Below are 22,313 nucleotides of genomic sequence, written 5' to 3'. Positions count from 1 at the left end.
CTTCCTGTGGCGGCAGCCGCGTTTTTTGTCCATGCAAATAACGAAAATTGTTTTTGTGCCGAATTTGGTTTAGCGGTTACGATTAGAAAAGCATTTTTAGGGAAATAGGACATGACAGGCGACAATATCGATCCGGCGGCAGCAAATGCGCCATTGGCTGACAACGAGGTAGCGCGAGGTTTTACGGCGCAGCGGGACTGGCAAACCTATTTGATATTGGCGCTGGCTGTCGGTGCCGCGCTGTGGGGACTGATTGGACCGGTGGGATCGGGGATCGGGCTTTGGGGCTTTGGTTTTGCGATAACGGGTATGTTCTGGTCCTTTTGGGTCTGCGTCGTGGCGGTTTTGCTGGGCGGCCTATTTGTGTTTTTGCGCAAACGTGCAGGTAAAGCGCGCCGGCCGCTATTGTGGCTCGGTATCGCTATCGCTCTATTTTATGCCGGATGGCTCGCCAATATGGCTGGCAAGGCAGAACCGCGCATTCACGATATTTCCACCGATCTCGCCGATCCCCCTGCGTTTCAGGCCCTGCCGCTGCGTGCCGACAATCTCGATAACGTCCCTGGCGCCGAGGATGAAGATATGCGCGGGCTGAATCCGCAGCAGCGATGGACCAAAATTCATCAGGAAGCTTATTCCGATATCCGCACCGTCCGCATTGCGCAGCCGGTGGGCGAAGTAATGGCAAAGGCGCAGCGGCTGGCCAAGGCGCGCGGCTGGGAAATAGCATCCTTCCAGCCGGAACAAGGCCGGATGGAAGCAACCGAAACGAGCACCTTATTCCGGTTTAAGGACGACATTGTGCTGCGCGTCCGCCCAACCGATGATGGCAAAGAAAGCATCATCGATATGCGCTCGGTCAGCAGGGTTGGCCAAAGCGACCTTGGCGTGAATGCCAAACGCGTACGCTCTTTCCTCGCCGATTTGGCGGGGACGGTGACAACGGCGGAATAGCAGCAGGCAGGCTGGTTTTGCTTTAGCGTTTTGGCGTTAGTTTCAACAATCGGCCTTCGCCGCGCTTGCCGCCGTCCTCAAGCACCCATAACGCGCCATCAGGGCCAGTTTCAACTTCGCGAATGCGGGCGTCCATTTGCCATTGATCGGCCTTTGCCGCGCTATCGCCGTTCAGCTGCACACGGACCAAGGCTTCACCGCCCAATGCGCCGATGAACATCGAATTTTTCCATTCGGGGAACAGGTCGGCGTTATAATAAGCAAGGCCTGCGGGCGAAATGGCCGGGTTCCACCAAACCGCAGGCGCTTCAAATCCGTCGCCTTCGGTATGGTCGGGAATATCGCGGCCATCATAATGATCGCCATTGGACACAATGGGATAGCCATAATTCGCCTTGGGTTTGACTAGGTTCAGCTCATCGCCATGCGCCGGGCCCATTTCCTGATTCCAAAGCTGCCCCGCACTGTCAAAGGCGATGCCCAATATATTGCGGTGCCCCAGTGACCAGATTTGCGAACGGACGGGATTGCCCTCTGTGTAGAAAGGATTGTCCTTGGGGATGCTGCCATCGGGGAAGAGCCGGACAATCTTACCCATATTGCTGTCCATATCCTGCGCCGGGTCGAATTTCTGCCGCTCGCCCGATCCGATGAACAGATATTTGCCGTCGGGTGAGAAGACCAGCCGGTGCGAATAATGCCCCTTTCCGGTGACTTTTGGATATTGCGTCCAGATACGTTTGCCATTGATCAGTTTCGGCGTAGCGCCGGTGGTATCAAGGGTGAACATATCGGCGACCGCGCCGCGAGTGTCATCTTCGCCGGCTTCAACATAAGAGAGGTAAACCGTTTTGCTGGTCGCAAAATCGGGGGCGATGATGACATCGCCAAGCCCGCCTTGGCCGCCATAATCGACTTTGGGCACGCCAGCGACTTCGGCGATATCGCCGCCCGCTTTCCGCCACAGTAGCTTGCCGGTTTTTTCGGTGACCAGCGCATCACCGCCCGGAAGGAATGTCATCGCCCAAGGTTCATCAAAATCACCTGCGATCTCTACCTGAAAAGGCGCGTCGCTGGACGCTGTTTGAGGATCATTTGCTCCTGCTTGATTGGAAGAACAGGCGATTGCAAATAGGCTCAATGCGGAAATGGGGAAGATGGGTTTCATGGCTCGCTCCTGATTTTGGCTTTTTCAACAAGTAGGTATTGCCGCTGTCAGATGCAACTCTCTGCTTCCTGTTCGGTTCCAACCGGCGCATAAAGGCGCGATGGTTGAATTGACGAAACCGGCGCATCCAGATGCGCCGTTAAATTCATTGCCTTCTTTATCGGGGGCATTGCCCGCATGGGGCAAGATTGCAGCGCTCAGTTTTGGCGGGCCAGCAGGGCAGATTGCCGTCATGCACCGGATATTGGTTGAGGAAAAAAGGTGGATCAGCCACGACCGTTTTATGCACGCGTTGAATTTCTGCATGCTGTTGCCGGGGCCAGAGGCGATGCAGCTAGCGGCCTATTGCGGATGGATGATGCACGGGATCAAAGGGGGTTTGTTGGCGGGCATATTCTTTATTCTGCCCGGGATGGCAGCGATCATGGCGCTGTCGGTTGCCTATGTCAGCTTTGCCGATGCGGGATGGATGCAGGGGTTATTTTTCGGGATGAAGGCGGCGGTTCTGGCGATTGTCCTGTCGGCGCTGCTCCGCATTGGCGCAAAGGCGCTGAGCAACCTGCAAGCAAAAGCCATCGCGGTTGTGGCTTTCATTGCGCTTGCCTTTTTTGCAGCGCCATTTCCGCTGGTCGTGATTGCTGCGGCCGTAGCTGGATATTTGCTGCTGAAAAAAGCGCCGGCGGAGCTGAGTGATGATGCAAATAAGCAGGGCAGCACAAAGCGCGCCGCGATAGCCATCGCGGTGCTGTGGGGCGGGACATTGGCCGGGTTGCTGTTTGCCACCGGCCCCAAAAGCATCTGGAGCGACATAGGACTGTTTTTCAGCCAGCTTGCGATTTTGACGTTTGGCGGGGCCTATGCGGTTTTGGCATGGGTCGGACAAGTTGCGGTGACGGGGAAGGGCTGGCTCGCGCCCGGGGAGATGCTCGACGGGCTGGGCATGGCGGAATCGACGCCGGGGCCGTTGGTTATGGTGCTGCAATTTGTGGGCTTTATGGCGGCATATCGCAATCCGGGCGGGCTGGACCCGATGCTCGCGGGTATATTGGGCGGGCTGCTGACCAGCTGGGTCACGTTTTTACCCTGCTTTTTGTGGATATTCGTCGGCGCGCCGCATATTGAAAGGCTGCGCGGCAATGCCGCCATATCTGCGGCTTTGGCGGGGGTAACGGCGGCGGTAGTCGGCGTCATCGCCAATCTGGCGCTTTGGTTTGCGATCCATTTTCTGTTCAATGCGAGCCATGTGATAGAGTCTGGCCCATTCCATATGACCGTTCCCGACCTTGTTAGCTTGAATGGCAAAGCCGCAATATTGTCGCTGATTGCGGGCATTTTGCTGCTATATCTCAAATGGGGCCTGTTGCGGGTTATGGGGGTTAGCCTTGGTCTGGGAATGCTATTAACGCTGATGACGTAGCAGCGAAATTCCCCTTGCATTTGCGCGTGCATGATCCTATTTGGCGGGTATCCCGAAATTGTGATACTATTTGGGGCTGGCGCTGAAAAGGGCTGGCGGTTTTTGTATTGCGATTTTGAACCGACTATATTGCAGGATGTGACTTGACCGAAATAGACGCCCTTATCCCTCTGATTGAACCCGAAGCGAAAGCGTTGGGCTTTGCCTTGGTGCGCGTCAAATGGTTGAGCGGCGAAGATGGCCTGACACTGCAAATTATGGCGGAACGGCCCGATACGCGGCAGTTGGTGATTGAGGATTGCGCGGCCCTTTCACGGCGCATTTCGGAAAAATTTGATGAGGCGGACCCGATAGAGGAGCCATACCGGCTGGAAGTCAGCTCGCCCGGCATTGACCGGCCGTTAACGCGGCTGTCCGATTATGCCGATTGGGCAGGGCATGAGGCAAGCGTGAAACTGGCCAGTTTGGTGGATGGTCGCAAAACGCTGCGCGGAGATATATTGGGCGTTGATGGTGAGGATATCAGCATCGACGACCGCAAAAATGGCAGCACCGTTTTCCGGATGGAAAATGTGGAAAGCGCAAAGCTTACCTTGACAGATCGCTTGATTGCGTCGACTGCGCCCGTGATGAGTGACGGGGCCGACGAAATCGAGCAAGACGACACTTTAGAAGACGAACAGGAAGACTGAACCATGGCAAATCCGATTTCCGCCAATAAGGCCGAATTGCTCGCTATCGCAAATGCGGTCGCTTCGGAAAAAATGATCGACAAGGCTATTGTCGTCGAAGCGTTGGAAGAGGCTATTCAGCGGGCGGCGCGGGCCCGCTATGGCGCAGAAAATGACATTCGCGCGAAATTGGACACGCAAACCGGCGATCTGCGTTTGTGGCGCGTGGTTGAGGTGGTTGACGAAGTCGAGGATTACTTCAAACAGGTTGACCTAAAGCAAGCTGACAAGCTGCAAAAAGGAGCGAAGGTTGGCGACTTTATTGTTGATCCGCTGCCGCCGGTGGATCTGGGCCGGATCGATGCGCAATCCGCCAAGCAAGTGATTTTTCAGAAAGTCCGCGATGCTGAGCGTGAGCGGCAATATGAAGAATTTAAGGACCGCGCGGGCGAGATTATCACTGGCGTTGTGAAATCGGTTGAATTTGGTCATGTCGTTGTTGACTTGGGCCGCGCTGAGGGTGTGATCCGCCGCGATCAACAAATCCCGCGCGAAGCCGTGCGCACTGGCGACCGTGTCCGCGCCCTGATTATGAAGGTGCAGCGCGAAAATCGCGGGCCGCAAATCCTGCTCAGCCGCGCTCATCCAGACTTCATGCGCAAGCTGTTCGCGCAGGAAGTTCCCGAAATTTATGACGGTGTGATTGAAATTAAGGCTGCTGCGCGTGATCCGGGTAGCCGCGCGAAAATCGGCGTTATCAGCTATGACAGCTCGATTGACCCCGTGGGTGCCTGCGTCGGTATGAAGGGCAGCAGGGTTCAGGCCGTGGTGCAGGAAATGCAGGGCGAGAAAATCGACATCATCCCGTGGAGCGAGGATGCCGCGACCTTTATCGTCAACGCATTGCAACCCGCAACCGTGAGCCGCGTTGTCATTGATGAAGATGAAAACCGCATCGAGGTGGTGGTTCCCGACGATCAATTGTCGCTCGCCATTGGACGGCGCGGACAGAATGTGCGGCTTGCATCGCAGCTGACCGGGCGCGGTATCGATATTATGACCGAGGCGGAATCGAGTGAGAAGCGTCAGAAGGAATTTGTCGAGCGGTCCGAAATGTTCCAAAATGAGCTGGATGTCGATGAAACATTGGCGCAGCTTTTGGTGGCCGAAGGATTTGGCGAACTCGAAGAGGTGGCATATGTAGCCGCCGAAGAAATTGCGGTTATCGAAGGTTTTGACGAAGATCTGGCCGCAGAATTGCAAAGCCGGGCGTTGGAAGCTTTGGAACGCAAGGAAGAAGCGTCGCGGACCGAACGCCGCGAATTGGGCGTCGAAGATGCGCTCGCTGAATTGCCGCATTTGACCGAAGCTATGTTGGTTACATTGGGCAAGGCGGGGGTTAAAACGCTGGATGATCTGGCCGATCTCGCTACCGACGAATTGATTCAGAAAGCCCGCAGCGACAGCCGCCGCGGCAATGATCGTAACGAGCGTAAGCGCGCGGAAGATAAAGCCGGAATTTTGGCGGTCTATGGTCTGTCCGAAGAACAAGGCAATGAAATTATCATGGCCGCGCGTGCGCATTGGTTCGAAGATGAGGAGGACGCCGTTGCCGCGGACACCTCCCAATGAGAACCAACAGGCTCTAGAAAAAGCAGATCCGGTTCGGAAATGTGTGTTGAGCGGAAAGCGTGCTGAAAACAGCGCGCTAATCCGCCTCGCGCTTGGTCCGGATGGTGATGTTGCCCCCGACGTGAATGCAAAAGCACCCGGGCGCGGCGCGTGGATTGGTGTGACCGCAGGGCAGCTGTCCGAGGCGCAGGCCAAGGGCAAGCTGGAAGGCGCGCTGAAGCACGCTTTCAAGGTCAAGCAAATCCACCTGCCGGACGATTTGGCGGAACGGATTAACGGCGCATTGCAGCAGGCTTGGCTGAACCGGCTTGGGCTGGAAGCGCGGGCAGGCAATTTAATCTGCGGCGCGGATAAGGTTGATGCCGCCGCGCGCAGCGGTATGGTGCATTTGCTGCTCCATGCAAGCGACGCGAGCGCAGATGGCAGCGGCAAACGCGATCAAAGCCTTCGTGTTGGGCGTGATGCCGAAGGATCGGGGCAGGGCGGTATTAAGCTGCCGGTTGACCGAGAGGTTATTTCAAAGGCGCTGGGACGCAGCAATGCCGTTCATATCGCGCTGACCGAAAAAAAAGCGGCTGACAGGGTGATGAACCACCTTGGCCGCTGGCTAAATTTTAACGGATGCGGTATCGGTTCGTCCCAAGATGGGGTGAAGCGGTCAGAAAGCGCCGGATCCACCAAAAGTGAAGAATAGGGACTAGGTCTGTAATGAGTGACGAAAAAGAAAATAAACCGACTTTGACACGCAAGCCATTGGGCTTGAAGCGTTCGGTGGAGTCGGGTGAAGTCAAGCAGACCTTCAGCCATGGCCGCACCAATAAGGTTGTTGTCGAGGTGAAGCGCCGCAAGCTGGTTGGTAAGCCCGGTTATGAACCGGAGGCAGAGGCGCCTCCGCCGCCTCCGCCGCCTGCTGCTGCGCCCCCGCCGCCCCCTGCGGCCAAGAAAAAGCCGCTGGCCGACGATATGATGTCGCGTCAGGAGCGTCAGGCCAAATTGCTGCGCGAAGCCGAAGAAGCCCGGCTTGCGATGCTTGAAGAAAACCGGCGCCGCGAAGATGAGCAGCGGGCCAAGGCCGCCGAAGAAGAAAAAGCGCGCGCCGCCGAAAACCGGAAGGCCGAAGAAGCGCCGCCGCCGGCTGCCCCTGCTGTTGAAGAGAAATCAGCAGAGCCAGAGGTTACGCCGGAAGAAATTGCCAGCATGGAAGCCTCTCCGCCGCCTGCGCGTAAATTCACGCCTGTGGAATCGCCCAAAAGAGCGCCGCGCGATGATAAGAAAAAAGAAGTTGCCCGGCCTGGACGCGGCGACCGGGGCGACCGCCGTCAATCTGGCAAGCTGACCGTTAACCGCGCGCTGAACGATGATGAGGGGGCACGTGCCCGCTCGCTGGCTGCGCTGAAACGCGCAAGGGAAAAAGAAAAGCGCCTGCAAGGTGGCGGCAAAAGCCGCGAAGCACAGCCCAAGCAAAGCCGCGAGGTCAAGGTTCCAGAGGTTATAACCGTTCAGGAGCTGGCCGGACGTATGGCGGAAAAAGCCAGCGACTTGGTTAAAGCCTTGTTTAATATGGGTATGCCGATCACCGTGAATGAGGCGATCGATCAAGATACCGCCGAATTGCTGGTCACCGAATTTGGCCATATTATGAAGCGGGTTTCGGATTCCGATATTGATATCGTTCATGATGAAGAAACCGAGAAAGACGATCCGGCGACGTTGAAACCCCGTCCGCCTGTTGTGGCTGTCATGGGTCATGTCGACCATGGTAAAACCAGCTTGCTCGATGCCCTGCGCGGTGAAAATGTGACCGCTGGTGAGGCGGGCGGCATTACGCAGCATATTGGTGCGTATCAGGTCAAAACCAAAAAAGGCGGCGTTATTACGTTCCTCGATACGCCGGGCCATGAAGCCTTTACGCAAATGCGCCAACGCGGTGCGAGCGTGACCGATATTGTGATATTGGTTGTTGCCGCCGACGATGGTTTGATGCCGCAAACAATTGAAGCGATCAAACATTGCAGAGAAGCCAACGTGCCGATGATTGTTGCGATCAACAAAATCGACAAAGAAGGCGCGAATCCACAAAAAGTGCGTGAGCGTTTGCTCGAACATGAAATCATTGTCGAGGCCATGGGCGGCGAAGTGCAGGATGTCGAAATTTCCGCGCTTAAGAAAACCAATTTGGATCAGTTGATTGAGAAATTGGCGCTGCAAGCAGAATTGATGGAATTATCCGCCAATCCCGACCGCCCCGCAGAAGCAGTGGTTGTTGAGGCGCAGCTGGATAAGGGCCGCGGCGCGGTGGCAACGGTATTGATTAAGCGCGGCACCTTGCAGCGCGGCGATACTTTTGTGGTCGGCGCAGAAAGCGGTAAGGTTCGCGCGGTCATTGACGATCATGGAAAGCAGTTGAAGAAAGCGACGCCGGGTATGCCGGTTGAGGTCCTTGGCCTATCGGGCGTGCCGTCCGCAGGAGATGTCCTAACCGTCGTTGAAAACGAAACGCGTGCCCGCGAAGTTGCCAGTTACCGCAAGGAACAGCAAAATAAGGCGCGCACAACGCAGGCACCGGTTTCGATGGAGAATCTCTTCTCATCGGTGGCCGCTGACCGGGCGATGGAATATCCGGTGGTCATCAAAGCCGATGTGCAGGGTAGCGCAGAAGCGATCGTGACCGCGCTCACCAATTTGTCAACGGACGACATTAAAGTGCGCGTTCTGCATTGCGGTGTCGGCGGTATCACCGAAAGCGATATGCAATTGGCGGCGAATAGCAACGCGCCGCTAATCGGTTTTAACGTGCGTCCGAACAGCAAGGCCGCCGCAATTGGAAAACGCGATGGTGTGCGGTTGAAATATTTCGACGTGATCTATCACTTGACCGCAGATATCGCCAAAGAAATGGCGGGTGAGCTTGGTCCAGAGATTATCGAAACGGTCGTGGGCCGCGCCGAAGTCAAGGATGTCTTCAAATCGGGCAAGCGCGACAAAGCCGCTGGTTTGCTGGTGACCGAAGGCCTGATCAAAAAAGGTCTCAACACCCGCCTTACCCGCGAAGATGTTATTGTCAGCGCGACCAAGATCGCATCGCTGCGCCGGTTTAAGGATGATGTCGATGAGGTCCGGGCTGGTATGGAATGCGGTGCAGTATTGGCCGACACCAACGATGTGCAGCCAGGCGATATGCTGGAAATTTTCGAAGTCGAGGAGCGTGAACGGGTGCTATAACGCCTGCTAACTAGCGATATTATGGCCAAGCATAATGACACCTTCCCCGAAGGCCGGTCTGTCCGGTTGCTGCGTGTGGGCGAACAGTTCCGGCATATATTGTCGGAGCTGCTGGCACGCGGAGAGGTCCATGACGAGCTGCTGACGAGCACGAGTGTAAGCGTCACTGAAGTGCGTATGTCGCCCGACCTGCGCCATGCGACGGTTTTTATCAAGCCTTTGCTCGGCGCAAATGAGGAGGCAGTGTTAAAGGCGCTGCGCACCAATACGGCGTTTTTTCAGAAGGAAGTCGCCGGACGGGTGAAGATGAAATATGCCGCAAAGATTAAATTCCTGCCCGATCAAAGTTTTGATGAAGGTGCTCATATCGAAAAACTGTTGAACCAGCCCAAGGTTCGGCAGGATTGGGACGGGGCCGAGGAATAATCAAAATAATATCGCGGTGAGCGGGAGCGGGAGCGGCATATGGCCAAGCTGTATTTCTATTATTCCTCCATGAATGCAGGCAAATCGACCACATTATTGCAGGCCGATTTCAACTATCGGGAACGGGGCATGGCGACGATGTTATGGACCGCTGCGCTCGACAACCGCTTTGGCACCGGTGCGATCACGTCGCGGATCGGGTTGCGGGCCGACGCGCATTTATTCGAGGCGGATACCGACATTTTCGCCGCTGTGGCCGCAGAAAAGACGCGCCGCCGGCTGGATTGCATTTTGCTGGATGAAGCGCAGTTTCTGACCAAGGATCAGGTTTTTGAATGCGCACGGGTGGCCGATGATCTGAGCATACCCGTGCTATGCTATGGCCTGCGCACCGATTTTCAGGCAGAATTATTTCCCGGCAGCGCGGCTTTGCTGGGCATTGCCGATGCGTTAATCGAACTCAAGGCGGTGTGCGAATGCGGACGAAAATCCAGCATGAACCTGCGCGTGGATGAACAGGGCAATGCGGTTAAGGCGGGCGCGCAGACCGAAATTGGCGGCAATGACCGCTATGTCGCGCTGTGCCGAAAGCATTTCATGGAAAAAATGAAATGAGCGGTATCAACGGCTGGATTATCCTTGATAAGCCCCTCGGCCTTGGCTCAACGCAGGCGGTGGCGGCGGTGAAGCGGAATTTGCGTAGCGCAGGTTATGGCAAGTTAAAGGTCGGCCATGGCGGCACGCTTGACCCGCTGGCGACCGGCGTGTTGCCGGTTGCGCTGGGCGAGGCAACGAAGCTATGCGGGCGGATGCTGGATGCCAGCAAAATATATGATTTCACAATCCACTTTGGCAACGAAACCGCTGGGCTCGATGCGGAGGGTGAGGTTGTGGCGACATCAGATGTCCGGCCAACCTTGGCGCAGATACAGACGATCTTGCCGCAATTCACCGGGGTAATTGAGCAAATTCCGCCCGCCTTTTCCGCCATCAAGATTGACGGCAAGCGTGCCTATGATTTGGCGCGGGCGGGGGAAGCGGTTCAGATGAAAAGCCGTGAGGTGACCATATATTCTCTGCGTGTGTCCCCGCCTGTCGATGAGCACCAAATCACCATGCAGGGGACCGGAGACGCGGCGGAATTAGCAGAAGTTAGGTTAACTGCCCATGTGTCGAAAGGGACATATATCCGTAGTCTTGCCCGCGATATTGCCCATGCGGCGGGGACAGTTGGTCATGTCACCATGCTGCGCCGCGTCAAAGCCGGACCTTTTTCGTTGGAAAGCGCGATTTCGCTGGACAAATTGAATGAAATCGGCGAAGGGGCCGCAGCAAATGATTTCATATTACCGTTTGAGGCTGGACTGGACGACATCCCGGTTCTTGACCTTTCTCCCGACGCGGTAATGGCGGTCCGACAGGGCCGTGTTGTAACGGGAATTGCCACGGATGATGGTCTTTATTGGGCAAGAGACGCGGAAATGCGGCCTGTTGCGATGATAGAGCTATTTGCGGGAACGCTTAAAATCGTCCGGGGCTTCAATATTTGAAACAAGGATGTTCGAAGGAAAAATATGACTATTACAATAGAGCGCAAAACCAAGCTGGTTAAAGAATATGGCCGTCAAAAAGGCGATACCGGTTCTCCCGAGGTGCAAGTTGCGATTTTGACGGAGCGGATCAACAATCTGACCGACCATTTTCAAGCCAACCACAAGGATAACCATTCACGCCGCGGGCTTTTGATGATGGTGAATAAGCGTCGCTCGCTTCTCGCCTATTTGAAAAAGACTGATGAAGAGCGTTATGCCACTTTGATCAAAAAGCTTGGTCTGCGGAAATAAGATACGGAAGGCGGCCCCCAGCGGGCCGCTTTTTGCATAAGGGGCAGGTTTGCAATTCGGTGAACCAGCCATAGGGGCATGAAGTCCCCGACTGCCGCAGGACGGAATTCCTGCATTATCAGAAGGCCCCGCACTGCATAGGGCAGGCGGGATTTAAGGAAAATATATGTTTGATGTGAAAAAAGTAGAGATGGAATGGGGCGGAAAAACCCTCACTCTGGAAACGGGCCGTATTGCTCGTCAAGCCGATGGCGCGGTGCTCGCGACCCATGGCGAAACCGTTGTTCTTTGCGCTGTAACAGCTGCAAAATCGGTGAAAGAGGGACAGGATTTCTTCCCGCTTACCGTGCATTATCAAGAAAAATTCTCCGCTGCTGGCCGGATTCCCGGCGGCTTTTTTAAGCGGGAACGCGGCGCGACTGAAAAAGAAACACTGGTTTCGCGCCTGATCGACCGTCCGGTCCGTCCGCTATTCCCAGAAGGTTTCTACAACGAAATCAACGTCATTTGCCAAGTGCTGAGCTATGATGGTGAAACCGAGCCTGATATTTTGGCGATGATTGCCGCGTCTGCTGCGCTCACCATTTCGGGTGTTCCCTTCATGGGCCCAATCGCGGCTGCGCGTGTCGGCTATAAAGAAGGCGAATATCAGTTGAACCCCAATATGGCCGAAGTTGCCGAGGGCGAATTGGATCTGGTCGTGGCCGCCACTGGCAATGCCGTGATGATGGTCGAATCCGAAGCGAAAGAATTGTCCGAAGAAGTGATGCTCGGTGCGGTTCTTTATGCGCATGATGAGATTAAGAAGGTCTGCAACGCGATTATCGATCTGGCCGAGCAGGCTGCAAAAGATCCTTGGGAAATCGATCTGTCCGACAATACGGCCGATATGAAGGCGGAATTGAAAAAGCTGATCGGCAAGGACATTGCCGCAGCGTATAAAATCACCGACAAATCCAAGCGCTCCAATGCGCTGAATGAAGCTCGCGCAAAAGCGAAAGAGCATTATGCAAGCGCCGAGCCGCAAACGCAGATGGTTGCTGGCAAGGTGATGAAAAAGCTGGAAGCTGAAATCGTGCGCGGTGCGATCCTGAAAGACGGACAGCGTATCGATGGACGTAAGGTCAATCAAATCCGTCCGATTGAAAGCATTGTTGGCTTTCTGCCGCGTACGCATGGTTCAGCCTTGTTCACACGCGGTGAGACGCAGGCAATCTGCACCACCACTTTGGGCACCAAAGATAGCGAGCAAATGATCGACGGTTTGGATGGCCTTAGCTACAGCAATTTCATGCTGCACTATAACTTCCCGCCTTATTCGGTCGGTGAAGTCGGCCGTTTCGGTGCACCTGGCCGCCGCGAGGTTGGTCATGGCAAGCTGGCATGGCGTGCATTGCACCCGGTATTGCCGAAATTTGACGATTTCCCTTACACTATCCGCATCCTGTCGGACATTACCGAATCTAACGGTTCGTCATCCATGGCGACCGTATGCGGCGGCTGTCTGTCGATGATGGATGCCGGTGTGCCGATTGAAAACCCGGTATCGGGCATTGCGATGGGCTTGATCCTCGAAGGCGATGAATTTGCCGTATTGTCCGACATTTTGGGCGATGAAGATCATTTGGGTGACATGGATTTCAAGGTAGCTGGATCCGCCAATGGCATCACCACGATGCAGATGGATATCAAGATCGCTGGCATTACCGAAGAAATCTTCAAAGCAGCTTTGACACAGGCGAAAGAAGGCCGTGCGCATATCTTGGGTGAAATGACCAAGGCATTGGGCACATCGCGGACCGAATTGTCGAGCCATGCGCCGCGCATCGAAACGCTGCAAATTGATAAGACGAAAATTCGCGATGTCATCGGCACTGGCGGTAAGGTTATCCGCGAAATCGTTGCTGAAACCGGCGCGAAGGTCGACATTGACGATGAAGGTCTGGTCAAGGTCAGCTCGTCCGACGGTGCAGCGATTGAAGCTGCGATCAATTGGATCAAGGGCATTGTTGAGGAAGCCGAAATCGGCAAAATCTATGATGGTAAAGTCGTCAATATCGTTGATTTCGGAGCATTCGTAAACTTCATGGGCGGTAAAGATGGCCTCGTCCATGTTTCCGAAATGAAGAATGAGCGCGTCGAAAAAGTCACCGACGTTGTGACCGAAGGACAGGAAGTAAAGGTCAAGGTTCTGGAAATCGATCCACGCGGCAAGGTGCGCCTGTCGATGCGTGTTGTCGATCAAGAAACCGGTGAAGAGCTGGAAGATACCCGTCCTGCCCGCGAACCGCGCGCCGATCGTGGTCCTCGTAAAGGCGGGAATGACCGGGGCCGTGATGGTGGCCGCGGCCGCCGTGACCGCGGACCCAAGCGTGACGCCGGTGAAAAAGGCGGATCAGATGGCGGCGATGCCGGCCTTCCCGACTTTATCACTCAGGATTGATCATCCGATTTAACGGTTAAGAAAAGGGCTGCTTCGGCGGCCCTTTTTGTTTCTGCAACTGGAATGTGAACTTTTCGGTCAACTGGCCCGATCATTCATATCCGATACAGCAATGATCGCCAAAGTGCAGTTACACTCTTGGCCAATGCGTCAACAGGCTCTAAGGACATTTTATGAACAGAAAAATTCTTGCGCCCGTCATCCTTGCCCTCTCAACTGCTGTGCTTACCGGCTGTGCTTCTTTGGGCGGCGGCGGGGGCAGCGGCAAAGATACACGCTATGTCGCGCGCGATGTGAATACGTTATATAATGCCGCAAAGGACCGGTTGGACCGCAAACAATATCCGGTCGCGGCCGCGCTGTTTGACGAGGTGGAGCGGCAGCATCCTTATTCGCCATGGGCACGCCGCGCACAGTTAATGAGCGCCTTTAGCTATTATATGGGCGAAAAATACAATGAATCGATTCAGGCATCTCGCCGGTTTCTATCGATCCATCCGGGTAATAAAGACGCGCCCTATGCCTATTATCTGATTGCGCTCAGCTATTATGAACAGATTAGCGACGTAACCCGTGATCAAAAAATAACGCAGCAGGCGCTCGCCGCGCTGGGTGAGGTGCAGCGCCGTTATCCCGATACGCGCTATGCCGCCGACGCCCGGTTGAAGGTGGATTTGGTCAATGACCATCTGGCGGGTAAGGAAATGGAAATTGGCCGTTTTTATCAGCGTCGGTCGTTATGGCTGGCCTCCGTCCTCCGGTTCCGCGAAGTGGTCGACAAATATGAAACCACCACGCATACACCAGAGGCGTTATACCGGCTTACCGAAGGATATCTGGCGATGGGCGTACCAGAGGAAGCCAAAAAAGCGGCGGCAGTGCTGGGCAACAACTATCCGGGTAGCAAATGGTATGAACGCGCCTACGCTTTAATGCAAAAGCACGCGCCAACAGCCTGATTTTGCCTTAAACGAGGGTCATGCTCACTTCGCTCTCGATTCGCGATGTTGTTTTAATTGCCGCGCTCGACCTCGATTTTCGCGGCGGGCTGGGCGTGCTGACCGGCGAAACCGGCGCGGGCAAATCCATCCTGCTTGATTCCTTGGGGCTTGCCTTGGGCATGCGCGCCGATAGCGGCCTTGTGCGGCATGGCAGTGACAAGGCATTGGTCACCGCCAGTTTCGACCCGCCCAGCCGCCATAGTCCGATTGCAGCCCTGCTGGATGAAAATGATATAGAGATTGAAACTGGCGAGCCGCTGATTATCCGGCGTTCGGTAAAGGCCGATGGCGGCAGCAAAGCGTTTATCAATGATCAGCCATGCTCGGCCGCGTTGCTGCGGGAAATTGGCGCCTATCTCGTTGAAATTCATGGCCAGCATGATGACCGGGGGTTGCTCAATCCGAAGGGACACAAGACATTATTGGATGCCTTTGCACGAGCCGACACCGGGCCGACGGCGAGCGCCTTTGCCGCGTGGAATGATGCGAAGCTGCGATTGGATAGGGCGCGGGAAGGTATCGAAAATGCCGAACGCGACCGCGATTTCCTGATCCATGCTCTCGATGAATTGGACCGTTTTGCGCCGCAAGAAGGCGAGGAGCAGCAGCTGGCCGGGGAGCGCAGCGATATGCAAAAAGGGGAGCGGCTCACCGATGATTTGAAAGCCGTTCTGAAAATTTTTGAAGGGTCGAAAAGCGCGGTCTCCGAAATGCGTAGCGCGGCGCGGCGGCTCGACCGGTTGGCGCCGGAGCATCACTTGCTCGCCGACGCGCTAACCGCACTGGACCGCGCGGTGATTGAGGCCAGCGAGGCGGAGAGCAAGCTGGACGCAGCGAAAGAGGCGCTGACCTTCGATCCGCAGCGATTGGATGATATTGAACTGCGCCTGTTTGAACTGCGTGCGATCGCCCGCAAACATGGTGTCGCGCCGGACGGCCTTCTGACTTTGCAAGCCGATTTTGCGGCGAAGCTTGAGGCGATTGATGCAGGCACAGAGGGGCTGGCGAAGTTAGAGGCGGAGGTCGCGGCCAAAGCCGCCGCCTATCGCACAGCGGCTGAAGCGCTTGGCAAATTGAGGCGCGATGCGGCGGTGCGGCTGGATAAAGCGGTGGCGGCGGAGTTGAAACCGTTAAAGCTCGATGCGGCGCAATTTCGAACGGATGCCGAAACCCTGCCGGAGGACCGCTGGGGCCCCGATGGTATGGACCGAGTGGAATTTTTGATTTCCACCAATCCCGGCGCGCCTTTTGCGCCGCTCGCAAAAATTGCATCGGGCGGCGAATTGTCGCGCTTCATCCTCGCCCTGAAGGTCGCTTTGGCCGAAGAGGGCGGGGCGCAGACGATTATTTTCGACGAGATTGACCGGGGCGTGGGGGGCGCGGTGGCAAGCGCGATTGGCGAGCGGCTGTCCCGCTTGGCGCAGCGGACGCAGATCCTCGCCGTGACCCACAGCCCGCAGGTCGCCGCTAAGGGGCAGGCTCACTATTTCATCGCCAAATCAAGCGAAGGAACCGTCACCAAAACCGGCGTGACCGAGCTTGATGCCGAAGGTCGGCGTCAGGAAATCGCCCGTATGCTATCCGGCGCAGAAATTACCGACGAAGCCCGGGCGCAGGCAGAAAGATTGATGGAGGGGGTGTGATGGACCGGCGCGATATGTTGACTGCGATGCTAGCCATGGTCCCGATTTTGTTGGCAGAACACAGGTTGGAGGCGACTAAAATGGAAGAGGTAATCCCGCAATATGGGTTGATTGGTCAAATCACTTCACAGCCGGGTAAGCGCGCTGAATTGATTGCGATATTGAAACAGGGCACAGCCGATATGCCCGGCAATATGGGTTATGTCATTGGCAAGGATAGTGCAGACGACAATGCAATCTGGATTGTAGAAATTTGGGCAACGAAAGAAGACCACGCTGCGTCTCTTGCATTACCGTCGGTGCAGTCGGCCATTGCACAGGGACGCCCTTTAATCGCCGGATTTGGGCATCGTTTTGAATTTAAGCCCAGTTAACCCGCTATGGACATCGAATCGCTATCAGAAGCCGAAGCCGCCAACGAACTCATGCGCCTTGCCAAAGCGATTGCGCATCACAACCGGCTCTATCATGCGCAGGACGAGCCGGAAATTTCCGATGCGGAATATGATGCGCTGGTGCGGCGGAATAATGAGCTAGAGGCAGCGTTCCCGCATCTGGTACGCGAGGACAGTCCCAATGCACAGGTGGGCGCCGCGGTCGAGGTATCGCCATTGTCAAAGGTGACCCATGCCAAGCGGATGATGAGCCTCGACAATGCCTTTGACGCCGAAGATGTGCAGGATTTTGTCGCGCGGGTGCGGCGCTTTTTGAATTTGCCGGAGGATGAACCGGTCGCGTTAACCGCCGAGGATAAGATTGACGGCCTGTCGCTGTCGCTACGTTATGAAAATGGGCGGCTGGTGCAGGCGGCAACGCGGGGTGACGGGACGGTGGGCGAAGATGTCACCGCGAATGTCAGGACGATTGCCGATATTCCGCAAAGGCTCTCTTCCCTTCAGGGGAGAGAAGGGAGCCACGAAGTGGCGGAAAGAGAGGGGGCGAGCGCAGCGGCGAGCGGCATGCCCCCCTCTGCTGCGACTAGACAGCAAGCTGTCAAGTCTCGCGCCCTCCCCCCTATAGGGGAGAGGGCGATACCCGCAATCTTTGAAATCCGCGGTGAAGTTTACATGTCCAAAGCTGATTTTGCTGCGCTCAATGCTGCGCAGCAAAAATCGGGTGGGAAACTGTTCGCCAATCCGCGCAATGCCGCCGCAGGGTCGCTGCGTCAGAAAGATGCGAGCGTGACAGCGGCGAGGCCCTTGCGCTTTTTGGCGCATGGATGGGGCGAAATGAGCGCGGTGCCCGCCGCAACGCAGAGTGAGATGATGCAGATCATTGCGGCTTGGGGGATTCCGGTGTCGCCCTTATTCACGGTGGTGGACGGCGCGGCCGGTGCGCTTGACCAATATGAACGGATACAGCGGCAACGCGCCGAGCTGCCCTATGACATTGACGGGGTGGTGTATAAGGTTGACCGGCTCGATTGGCAGGAACGGTTAGGCTTTGTGACGAAAGCCCCGCGCTGGGCCATTGCGCATAAATTTCCGGCGGAACAGGCCGAAACCAAATTGGAGGCCATCGACATACAGGTGGGCCGGACGGGAAAGTTAACCCCGGTTGGTCGGCTCACCCCCGTAACCGTGGGCGGGGTGGTGGTCAGCAACGTGACGCTGCATAACCGCGACGAAATTGCCCGGCTTGGGCTTCGCGTCGGGGACCGGGTTAAAATCCAAAGGGCAGGGGACGTAATCCCGCAAGTGGCCGAAAATATGACCCGAGAGACAGAGCGGCCAGCCTATATATTCCCAAACCATTGCCCCGATTGCGGCAGCGAAGCGGTCGCGGCCGAGGGCGAGGTGGATGTGCGCTGCACCGGCGGGTTAATCTGTCCGGCGCAGCGTTTTCAGCGGCTGGTTCATTTTGTCAGCCGGGCGGCGCTGGATATTGAAGGGCTGGGCGAGAAAAGCATTGGTGAATTTTTGGACTATGGTTGGCTCGGCACGCCAGCAGATATATTCCGGCTGAGATCGCACAGAACCGAATTGATCGGCAAAGAAGGTTGGCAGGAAAAGTCTGTGGATAACCTGTTGGCAGCGATAGAAGCCAAGCGGCAGCCGGATGCCGCGCGGTTGCTGTTCGGGCTCGGCATCCGTCATATCGGCGCGACGACGGCCAAGGATCTGGTGAAAAATTACAAAAGCTTGGACGCGATCAAACAGTTAGGTCAGCGGCTTGCTGCGCAAGATGATGCGGCGGTGGCGGAGTTGACCGAAATTGACGGGATCGGACCGACCGTCGCATCGGCACTGGCCGAGTTTTTCCACGAAGATCATAACCTTGCGGTTTGGGATGATTTGCTCTCGGAAGTGTCGGCGCCTGAATATGTGTCGACCGCACGGCAGAGCGAATGGACCGGCAAGACAATCGTCTTCACGGGTAAGCTAGAAACGATGAGCCGCGATGAGGCCAAGGCGCAGGCCGAATCCCTCGGCGCAAAAGCCGCTGGATCGGTGAGCGCAAAAACCGATTTGGTGGTGGCTGGTCCCGGCGCTGGCTCCAAACTGAAAAAAGCCACCGAGCTGGGGGTGAAGGTGATTGACGAAGCCGAATGGGCGGCAATTATGGCCGGATAAGCGCCTGCACCAATCGCGCGGAAGAAATGGTGCGCTGACGAGCTAAACGCTTCTAATCAGCGCACCATCTGGACGTCGGAACCCCCTCTGATATCCGCGTCCGAACTTAAATCATCATCCGTATTTTTCGAACGGAATATGGGCCAAGCCAACTGCTGCCCCGCGCCAACATCGGGCAGGTTTTCGACACCGTAGCTTTCTGGATAGGTGCGGGTGATTTTGGCGGTGCCGAATAATATATCCCATAAAAACAAGAGATTGCCGTAATTGCCTTTATAATTGACCGCTGGATCATCTTTATGGCGGCCATGATGGGCATGATGTGTGGCAGGTGTCGATATGGTCCGCTCAACCACCCACATAACGGGCGACAGCGATTTGATCTTATAGAGCGGCTTGTCCCAAGCGACATCGCTATGCGCGCCGATGATGACAAGCATTTTTACGACGATAAAGCCGACATATACCCAGCCAAGCCCCATATAAATCAATGTCGCCGAAAACCAGATGCTAGGCATGAACAGATAATAGAAAAAGTTATTCCGGTAGACGAGCCGCACGCTCATATATTGGGCATTATGGTGGGCCCGGTGCAAATTATACAGCCAGGGAAATGTATGCGACGCGCGGTGCAGCCAATATTGCATCATATCGTCAAAAACGAGGAACAAGCCGATGGCCAAAAAGATATTTATATCCGACAATATTCCGGCATATTGAGGCACCATCATGCCAAGCATCCAGCCGGTGATGAAAATAATGAAGGGCTGTGTTAGCGCGAGCAGGACCGTGGAACCCACAATCTCAACAATTGCATCGTCTCTGCTCTGCCCGGTCTTCGAAAATAGCCCAGTGAAAAGCAGCTCTAACAGTCCAAAAACAAGGAATATTCCTAAAATGAACCATAGATAAAGCGGCATGGATGCGACTCCGAAGGGGCTTGATTATTATGACGCTTTAGTGACAAAGAGAGTTAAACAATGCCAACTAGTTTACATTCTCGAAATAGGCCCAAATTTGAGGCGACCGGCCGCACCATTGGCTCGCCCATTTTATTCCGTGAATTGCCCGCAGACATACGCACTCAATTGATGAAAAGCGCGGTCATGCGGGAGTTTCAGGATGGTCAAATTATTCAGCAGCGCGGCGATCCCGCAAATGGATTTTGGCTGATTGAAAAAGGGCAGGTGAAGATTGGCCGGTTCAGCAAAGAGGGTAACTTACAGGTTCTCTTGATCTTTGGAGAGGATGACAGTTTTGGCGAGCTCGCGTGTTTGGGCGGGTTCAGCAAGGTGGTGGATGCGGTCGACGTCGGGAAATCGCGATTGAAATGGGTCAGCGAAAGGGATTTTTGGGATGCGCTGGCCAATTCACCGGAAACCATGCGGCACGTCATGCGGACCTTAGCAGCGCAATTGCAGGAATCGCTCGATAATCTGGTTGCGATCCGCAAAATGCCCGCAAAAAAGCAGTTGGCGCGCGCGATTATCGCGCTTTGCGGAACGCGCGCTGCGCCGGTGCATTTGGTGGTCCGGCAAAGCGAACTTGCCGAATTGATCGGCGTGTCCAGGATGACGATTAGCACGGTGTTGACCGAAATGGAGGAGGCGCAGCTGATTCAGCGGAAATATCGCGGGATGACCGTTGCGGACCCGGCGGCATTGCGCCAATGGATGCGCAGTCAATAGCTTTACTTAAGGCCGGGTCTTCGTCCCGCTAAAACCATTTCATCACGCCGCCCGGCATCGGCGTCCAGCGGCCAACGCCAATGCCAGCATCGCGCAATATTCGTCCGCTCCATTCATTACAGGTTGTTATCGCACTATAATGGCCGTGCGCTTTGTAAAAAATATTATTCGGCCCATAGGCTGGATAGGGCGTGCTTTGACCATTAGAATTTAACTGAAAGCTATTCCTTATGCCCCTGATTAATTGACGATATTCTGGAACGCTTACGCGTAATTTCTTCCGATAGCTATTCGCTTGCGGGCGGATCAGATGATAGACATGCAGCAGGGTGTCATCCGACCCGGCGATAGCAGCAGCGATATCGCCTGCGCGGACATCGGCCCATGTTCGGGCATTGCGATATACACCGGCATGGCCCCAGCCGATCATAGCGTGAGTGCCAAATAAATTTGGATCAGTCAGATGTTCGGGTCTGATGAGGTCGCTCAAATCTTCACCCGCCGCGCTCATTGGCACAATGATGCTGACATGGACGCCATTGGTTTCGACGAATATATCAATTCCCGATGCGGCAGGTTTCCAGGCGTTATTTGCGCCAATGCTGCTACCCGCCCAAGCAGAGCCCATGTAAACCCCAATGATCAGCAGCGGCCATGCGGCCAAGGCCCGCAATGCCGTCCAAAAGCTGGTGATCCGGAAAAGTTTCATTTGCAACCGATTTCCAATGGGCTCTTCCTATGCTAAACATTCCGGATGGCCAATGATTTACATGTTTATGACAAGCCGCCCGAGGGCGCAAATGCCGATTGGACGATCCCGCAAAATTGGGATGCGTTTACTGCGGCCGAACATAAAATGTGGGACCGGCTTTTTGCGCGGCAGTCCGAAATGTTGCCCGGCCGTGCGGCCGATGCTTTTCTGCGCGGGCTGGATGTCCTGAAGCTGTCGAAGCCTGGTATCCCCGATTATTGCGAGTTGAACCAACGATTGATGAGGGCAACGGGATGGCAAGTCGTTGCGGTGCCCGGCCTCGTTCCCGATGAGGTGTTTTTCGACCATTTGGCCAATCGCCGCTTTCCCGCTGGTAATTTCATTCGGCAACCGGAACAGCTGGATTATTTGCAGGAACCCGATGTGTTCCACGATGTATTTGGTCACGTCCCGATGCTGGCTGATCCGGTGTTTGCCGATTATATGGTAGCTTATGGCAAGGGCGGATTGCGCAGTTTGGGTTTTGATGCGCTCGACCATCTGGCGCGGCTATATTGGTATACGGTCGAATTTGGCCTGATCCAGCAGGCGGACGGTTTGCGTATTTATGGCGCGGGGATTGTGTCCAGCTATGGCGAGTCCATCTTCGCGCTGGAGGATAACAGCCCCAACAGGATTAAATTTGATCTGCTGCGGGTGATGCGCACGCGTTATAGGATCGACGATTTTCAACAAAATTATTTTGTGATTGGCAGCTTGGATGAGCTGTTAAGAACAACAGCGGAAACCGACTTCGCGCCGCTATATGGTCAGCTGGAACATTTACCCGATATTGCGATTGCCGACATTTTGGATGATGATAAACTGTTGCACCGCGGCACGCAGGCTTACGCGCTCAACAAAGCTTAGGCGGGTACCG

The 22,313-nt window shown here is 55.4% G+C and carries 20 protein-coding genes; 17 read left to right on the top strand and 3 right to left on the bottom strand.

The genetic code is table 11. The features are described from left to right. Positions 1-111 precede the first annotated feature (111 nt). Positions 112-954 (top strand): DUF1499 domain-containing protein, encoded by an 843-nt coding sequence (locus tag ACFOWX_RS07760; protein ID WP_381422889.1) that lies wholly within the window; start codon positions 112-114, stop codon positions 952-954. Between the two features lie 22 nt (positions 955-976). Here ACFOWX_RS07760 and ACFOWX_RS07755 read toward each other — a convergent pair whose 3' ends face one another. Continuing rightward, positions 977-2,122, bottom strand: a complete 1,146-nt coding sequence (locus ACFOWX_RS07755; protein ID WP_381422887.1) for a PQQ-dependent sugar dehydrogenase — start codon at positions 2,120-2,122, stop codon at positions 977-979. A 100-nt stretch (positions 2,123-2,222) separates the two neighbouring features. Here ACFOWX_RS07755 and chrA point away from each other — a divergent pair, with 100 nt between their 5' ends. From chrA to ligA, 14 genes are all read left to right on the top strand, one after another. Further along, complete coding sequence (gene chrA, locus ACFOWX_RS07750; protein WP_381422885.1) at positions 2,223-3,539, top strand: chromate efflux transporter; 1,317 nt, start codon at positions 2,223-2,225, stop codon at positions 3,537-3,539. Between the two features lie 143 nt (positions 3,540-3,682). After that, complete coding sequence (rimP, locus tag ACFOWX_RS07745; RefSeq protein WP_381422883.1) at positions 3,683-4,231, top strand: ribosome maturation protein RimP; 549 nt, start codon at positions 3,683-3,685, stop codon at positions 4,229-4,231. Positions 4,232-4,234: 3 nt separating this feature from the next. Further along, positions 4,235-5,842, top strand: coding sequence for a transcription termination factor NusA (gene nusA, locus ACFOWX_RS07740; protein ID WP_381422881.1), 1,608 nt, complete (start codon positions 4,235-4,237; stop codon positions 5,840-5,842). Between the two features lie 43 nt (positions 5,843-5,885). Next, the gene (locus tag ACFOWX_RS07735) at positions 5,886-6,536 is read left to right on the top strand and encodes a DUF448 domain-containing protein (protein WP_381422879.1); all 651 of its coding nucleotides are present in this window, start codon (positions 5,886-5,888) and stop codon (positions 6,534-6,536) included. A 14-nt stretch (positions 6,537-6,550) separates the two neighbouring features. Next, on the top strand, positions 6,551-9,064 hold the full coding sequence (gene infB / locus ACFOWX_RS07730; protein ID WP_381422877.1) for a translation initiation factor IF-2: 2,514 nt from the start codon (positions 6,551-6,553) through the stop codon (positions 9,062-9,064). A gap of 21 nt (positions 9,065-9,085) precedes the next feature. Further along, complete coding sequence (gene rbfA, locus ACFOWX_RS07725) at positions 9,086-9,490, top strand: 30S ribosome-binding factor RbfA (RefSeq protein ID WP_381422875.1); 405 nt, start codon at positions 9,086-9,088, stop codon at positions 9,488-9,490. 39 nt (positions 9,491-9,529) lie between these two features. Then, positions 9,530-10,105, top strand: a complete 576-nt coding sequence (locus tag ACFOWX_RS07720; RefSeq protein ID WP_381422873.1) for a thymidine kinase — start codon at positions 9,530-9,532, stop codon at positions 10,103-10,105. Further along, positions 10,102-11,040, top strand: coding sequence for a tRNA pseudouridine(55) synthase TruB (gene truB, locus ACFOWX_RS07715; protein WP_381422871.1), 939 nt, complete (start codon positions 10,102-10,104; stop codon positions 11,038-11,040). Before ACFOWX_RS07720 ends, truB begins: the two co-directional genes overlap by 4 nt. A 24-nt stretch (positions 11,041-11,064) precedes the next feature. Next, positions 11,065-11,334, top strand: coding sequence for a 30S ribosomal protein S15 (gene rpsO / locus ACFOWX_RS07710; protein WP_381422869.1), 270 nt, complete (start codon positions 11,065-11,067; stop codon positions 11,332-11,334). Between the two features lie 166 nt (positions 11,335-11,500). Continuing rightward, positions 11,501-13,777, top strand: coding sequence for a polyribonucleotide nucleotidyltransferase (pnp, locus tag ACFOWX_RS07705; protein WP_381422867.1), 2,277 nt, complete (start codon positions 11,501-11,503; stop codon positions 13,775-13,777). A 173-nt stretch (positions 13,778-13,950) separates the two neighbouring features. Next, positions 13,951-14,736: an outer membrane protein assembly factor BamD gene (locus tag ACFOWX_RS07700; RefSeq protein WP_381422865.1), complete on the top strand. Its 786-nt coding sequence runs from the start codon at positions 13,951-13,953 to the stop codon at positions 14,734-14,736. Between the two features lie 20 nt (positions 14,737-14,756). Then, complete coding sequence (gene recN, locus ACFOWX_RS07695) at positions 14,757-16,421, top strand: DNA repair protein RecN (protein ID WP_381422863.1); 1,665 nt, start codon at positions 14,757-14,759, stop codon at positions 16,419-16,421. Further along, positions 16,421-16,795 carry a putative quinol monooxygenase gene (locus ACFOWX_RS07690; protein WP_381424967.1) on the top strand — a complete coding sequence of 125 codons (375 nt, stop codon included), beginning with the start codon at positions 16,421-16,423 and terminating at the stop codon, positions 16,793-16,795. Before recN ends, ACFOWX_RS07690 begins: the two co-directional genes overlap by 1 nt. Before the next feature lie 6 nt (positions 16,796-16,801). Next, complete coding sequence (gene ligA / locus ACFOWX_RS07685) at positions 16,802-18,994, top strand: NAD-dependent DNA ligase LigA (RefSeq protein ID WP_381422861.1); 2,193 nt, start codon at positions 16,802-16,804, stop codon at positions 18,992-18,994. Positions 18,995-19,050: 56 nt separating this feature from the next. Here ligA and ACFOWX_RS07680 read toward each other — a convergent pair whose 3' ends face one another. Then, the gene (locus ACFOWX_RS07680) at positions 19,051-19,914 is read right to left on the bottom strand and encodes a sterol desaturase family protein (RefSeq protein WP_381422859.1); all 864 of its coding nucleotides are present in this window, start codon (positions 19,912-19,914) and stop codon (positions 19,051-19,053) included. A 60-nt stretch (positions 19,915-19,974) separates the two neighbouring features. Here ACFOWX_RS07680 and ACFOWX_RS07675 point away from each other — a divergent pair, with 60 nt between their 5' ends. Beyond that, positions 19,975-20,682, top strand: coding sequence for a Crp/Fnr family transcriptional regulator (locus ACFOWX_RS07675; RefSeq protein ID WP_381422857.1), 708 nt, complete (start codon positions 19,975-19,977; stop codon positions 20,680-20,682). A 28-nt stretch (positions 20,683-20,710) separates the two neighbouring features. On the opposite strand, the gene ACFOWX_RS07670 is transcribed toward ACFOWX_RS07675, so the two are convergent. Further along, positions 20,711-21,391, bottom strand: a complete 681-nt coding sequence (locus ACFOWX_RS07670) for a DUF2459 domain-containing protein (protein WP_381422855.1) — start codon at positions 21,389-21,391, stop codon at positions 20,711-20,713. Positions 21,392-21,436: 45 nt separating this feature from the next. Between ACFOWX_RS07670 and phhA the strand changes: the two genes are divergently transcribed. After that, positions 21,437-22,303 carry a phenylalanine 4-monooxygenase gene (gene phhA / locus ACFOWX_RS07665; RefSeq protein WP_381422853.1) on the top strand — a complete coding sequence of 289 codons (867 nt, stop codon included), beginning with the start codon at positions 21,437-21,439 and terminating at the stop codon, positions 22,301-22,303. The last annotated feature ends 10 nt before the right edge of the window (positions 22,304-22,313 follow it).

It is taken from the genome of Sphingorhabdus arenilitoris, assembly GCF_042651485.1.
In the GTDB taxonomy this organism is placed as follows: Bacteria; Pseudomonadota; Alphaproteobacteria; order Sphingomonadales; family Sphingomonadaceae; genus Sphingorhabdus_B; species Sphingorhabdus_B arenilitoris.
Note: the sequence above shows the minus strand (reverse complement) of the source record. Positions and strands in the feature narration are given on the sequence as shown.

Excerpts from the sequence above, each read along its gene's own strand:
- infB (WP_381422877.1), top strand. The coding sequence starts at position 6,551 with ATGAGTGACGAAAAAGAAAATAAACCGACTTTGACACGCAAGCCATTG.
- ACFOWX_RS07720 (WP_381422873.1), top strand. The coding sequence starts at position 9,530 with ATGGCCAAGCTGTATTTCTATTATTCCTCCATGAATGCAGGCAAATCG.
- recN (WP_381422863.1), top strand. The coding sequence starts at position 14,757 with ATGCTCACTTCGCTCTCGATTCGCGATGTTGTTTTAATTGCCGCGCTC.
- ACFOWX_RS07700 (WP_381422865.1), top strand. The coding sequence starts at position 13,951 with ATGAACAGAAAAATTCTTGCGCCCGTCATCCTTGCCCTCTCAACTGCT.
- nusA (WP_381422881.1), top strand. The coding sequence starts at position 4,235 with ATGGCAAATCCGATTTCCGCCAATAAGGCCGAATTGCTCGCTATCGCA.
- phhA (WP_381422853.1), top strand. The coding sequence starts at position 21,437 with ATGGCCAATGATTTACATGTTTATGACAAGCCGCCCGAGGGCGCAAAT.
- ACFOWX_RS07670 (WP_381422855.1), bottom strand. The coding sequence starts at position 21,391 with ATGAAACTTTTCCGGATCACCAGCTTTTGGACGGCATTGCGGGCCTTG.
- ACFOWX_RS07680 (WP_381422859.1), bottom strand. The coding sequence starts at position 19,914 with ATGCCGCTTTATCTATGGTTCATTTTAGGAATATTCCTTGTTTTTGGA.
- ACFOWX_RS07690 (WP_381424967.1), top strand. The coding sequence starts at position 16,421 with ATGGACCGGCGCGATATGTTGACTGCGATGCTAGCCATGGTCCCGATT.
- ACFOWX_RS07755 (WP_381422887.1), bottom strand. The coding sequence starts at position 2,122 with ATGAAACCCATCTTCCCCATTTCCGCATTGAGCCTATTTGCAATCGCC.
- rbfA (WP_381422875.1), top strand. The coding sequence starts at position 9,086 with ATGGCCAAGCATAATGACACCTTCCCCGAAGGCCGGTCTGTCCGGTTG.
- rpsO (WP_381422869.1), top strand. The coding sequence starts at position 11,065 with ATGACTATTACAATAGAGCGCAAAACCAAGCTGGTTAAAGAATATGGC.
- truB (WP_381422871.1), top strand. The coding sequence starts at position 10,102 with ATGAGCGGTATCAACGGCTGGATTATCCTTGATAAGCCCCTCGGCCTT.
- pnp (WP_381422867.1), top strand. The coding sequence starts at position 11,501 with ATGTTTGATGTGAAAAAAGTAGAGATGGAATGGGGCGGAAAAACCCTC.
- ACFOWX_RS07675 (WP_381422857.1), top strand. The coding sequence starts at position 19,975 with ATGCCAACTAGTTTACATTCTCGAAATAGGCCCAAATTTGAGGCGACC.
- ligA (WP_381422861.1), top strand. The coding sequence starts at position 16,802 with ATGGACATCGAATCGCTATCAGAAGCCGAAGCCGCCAACGAACTCATG.
- chrA (WP_381422885.1), top strand. The coding sequence starts at position 2,223 with ATGGTTGAATTGACGAAACCGGCGCATCCAGATGCGCCGTTAAATTCA.
- ACFOWX_RS07760 (WP_381422889.1), top strand. The coding sequence starts at position 112 with ATGACAGGCGACAATATCGATCCGGCGGCAGCAAATGCGCCATTGGCT.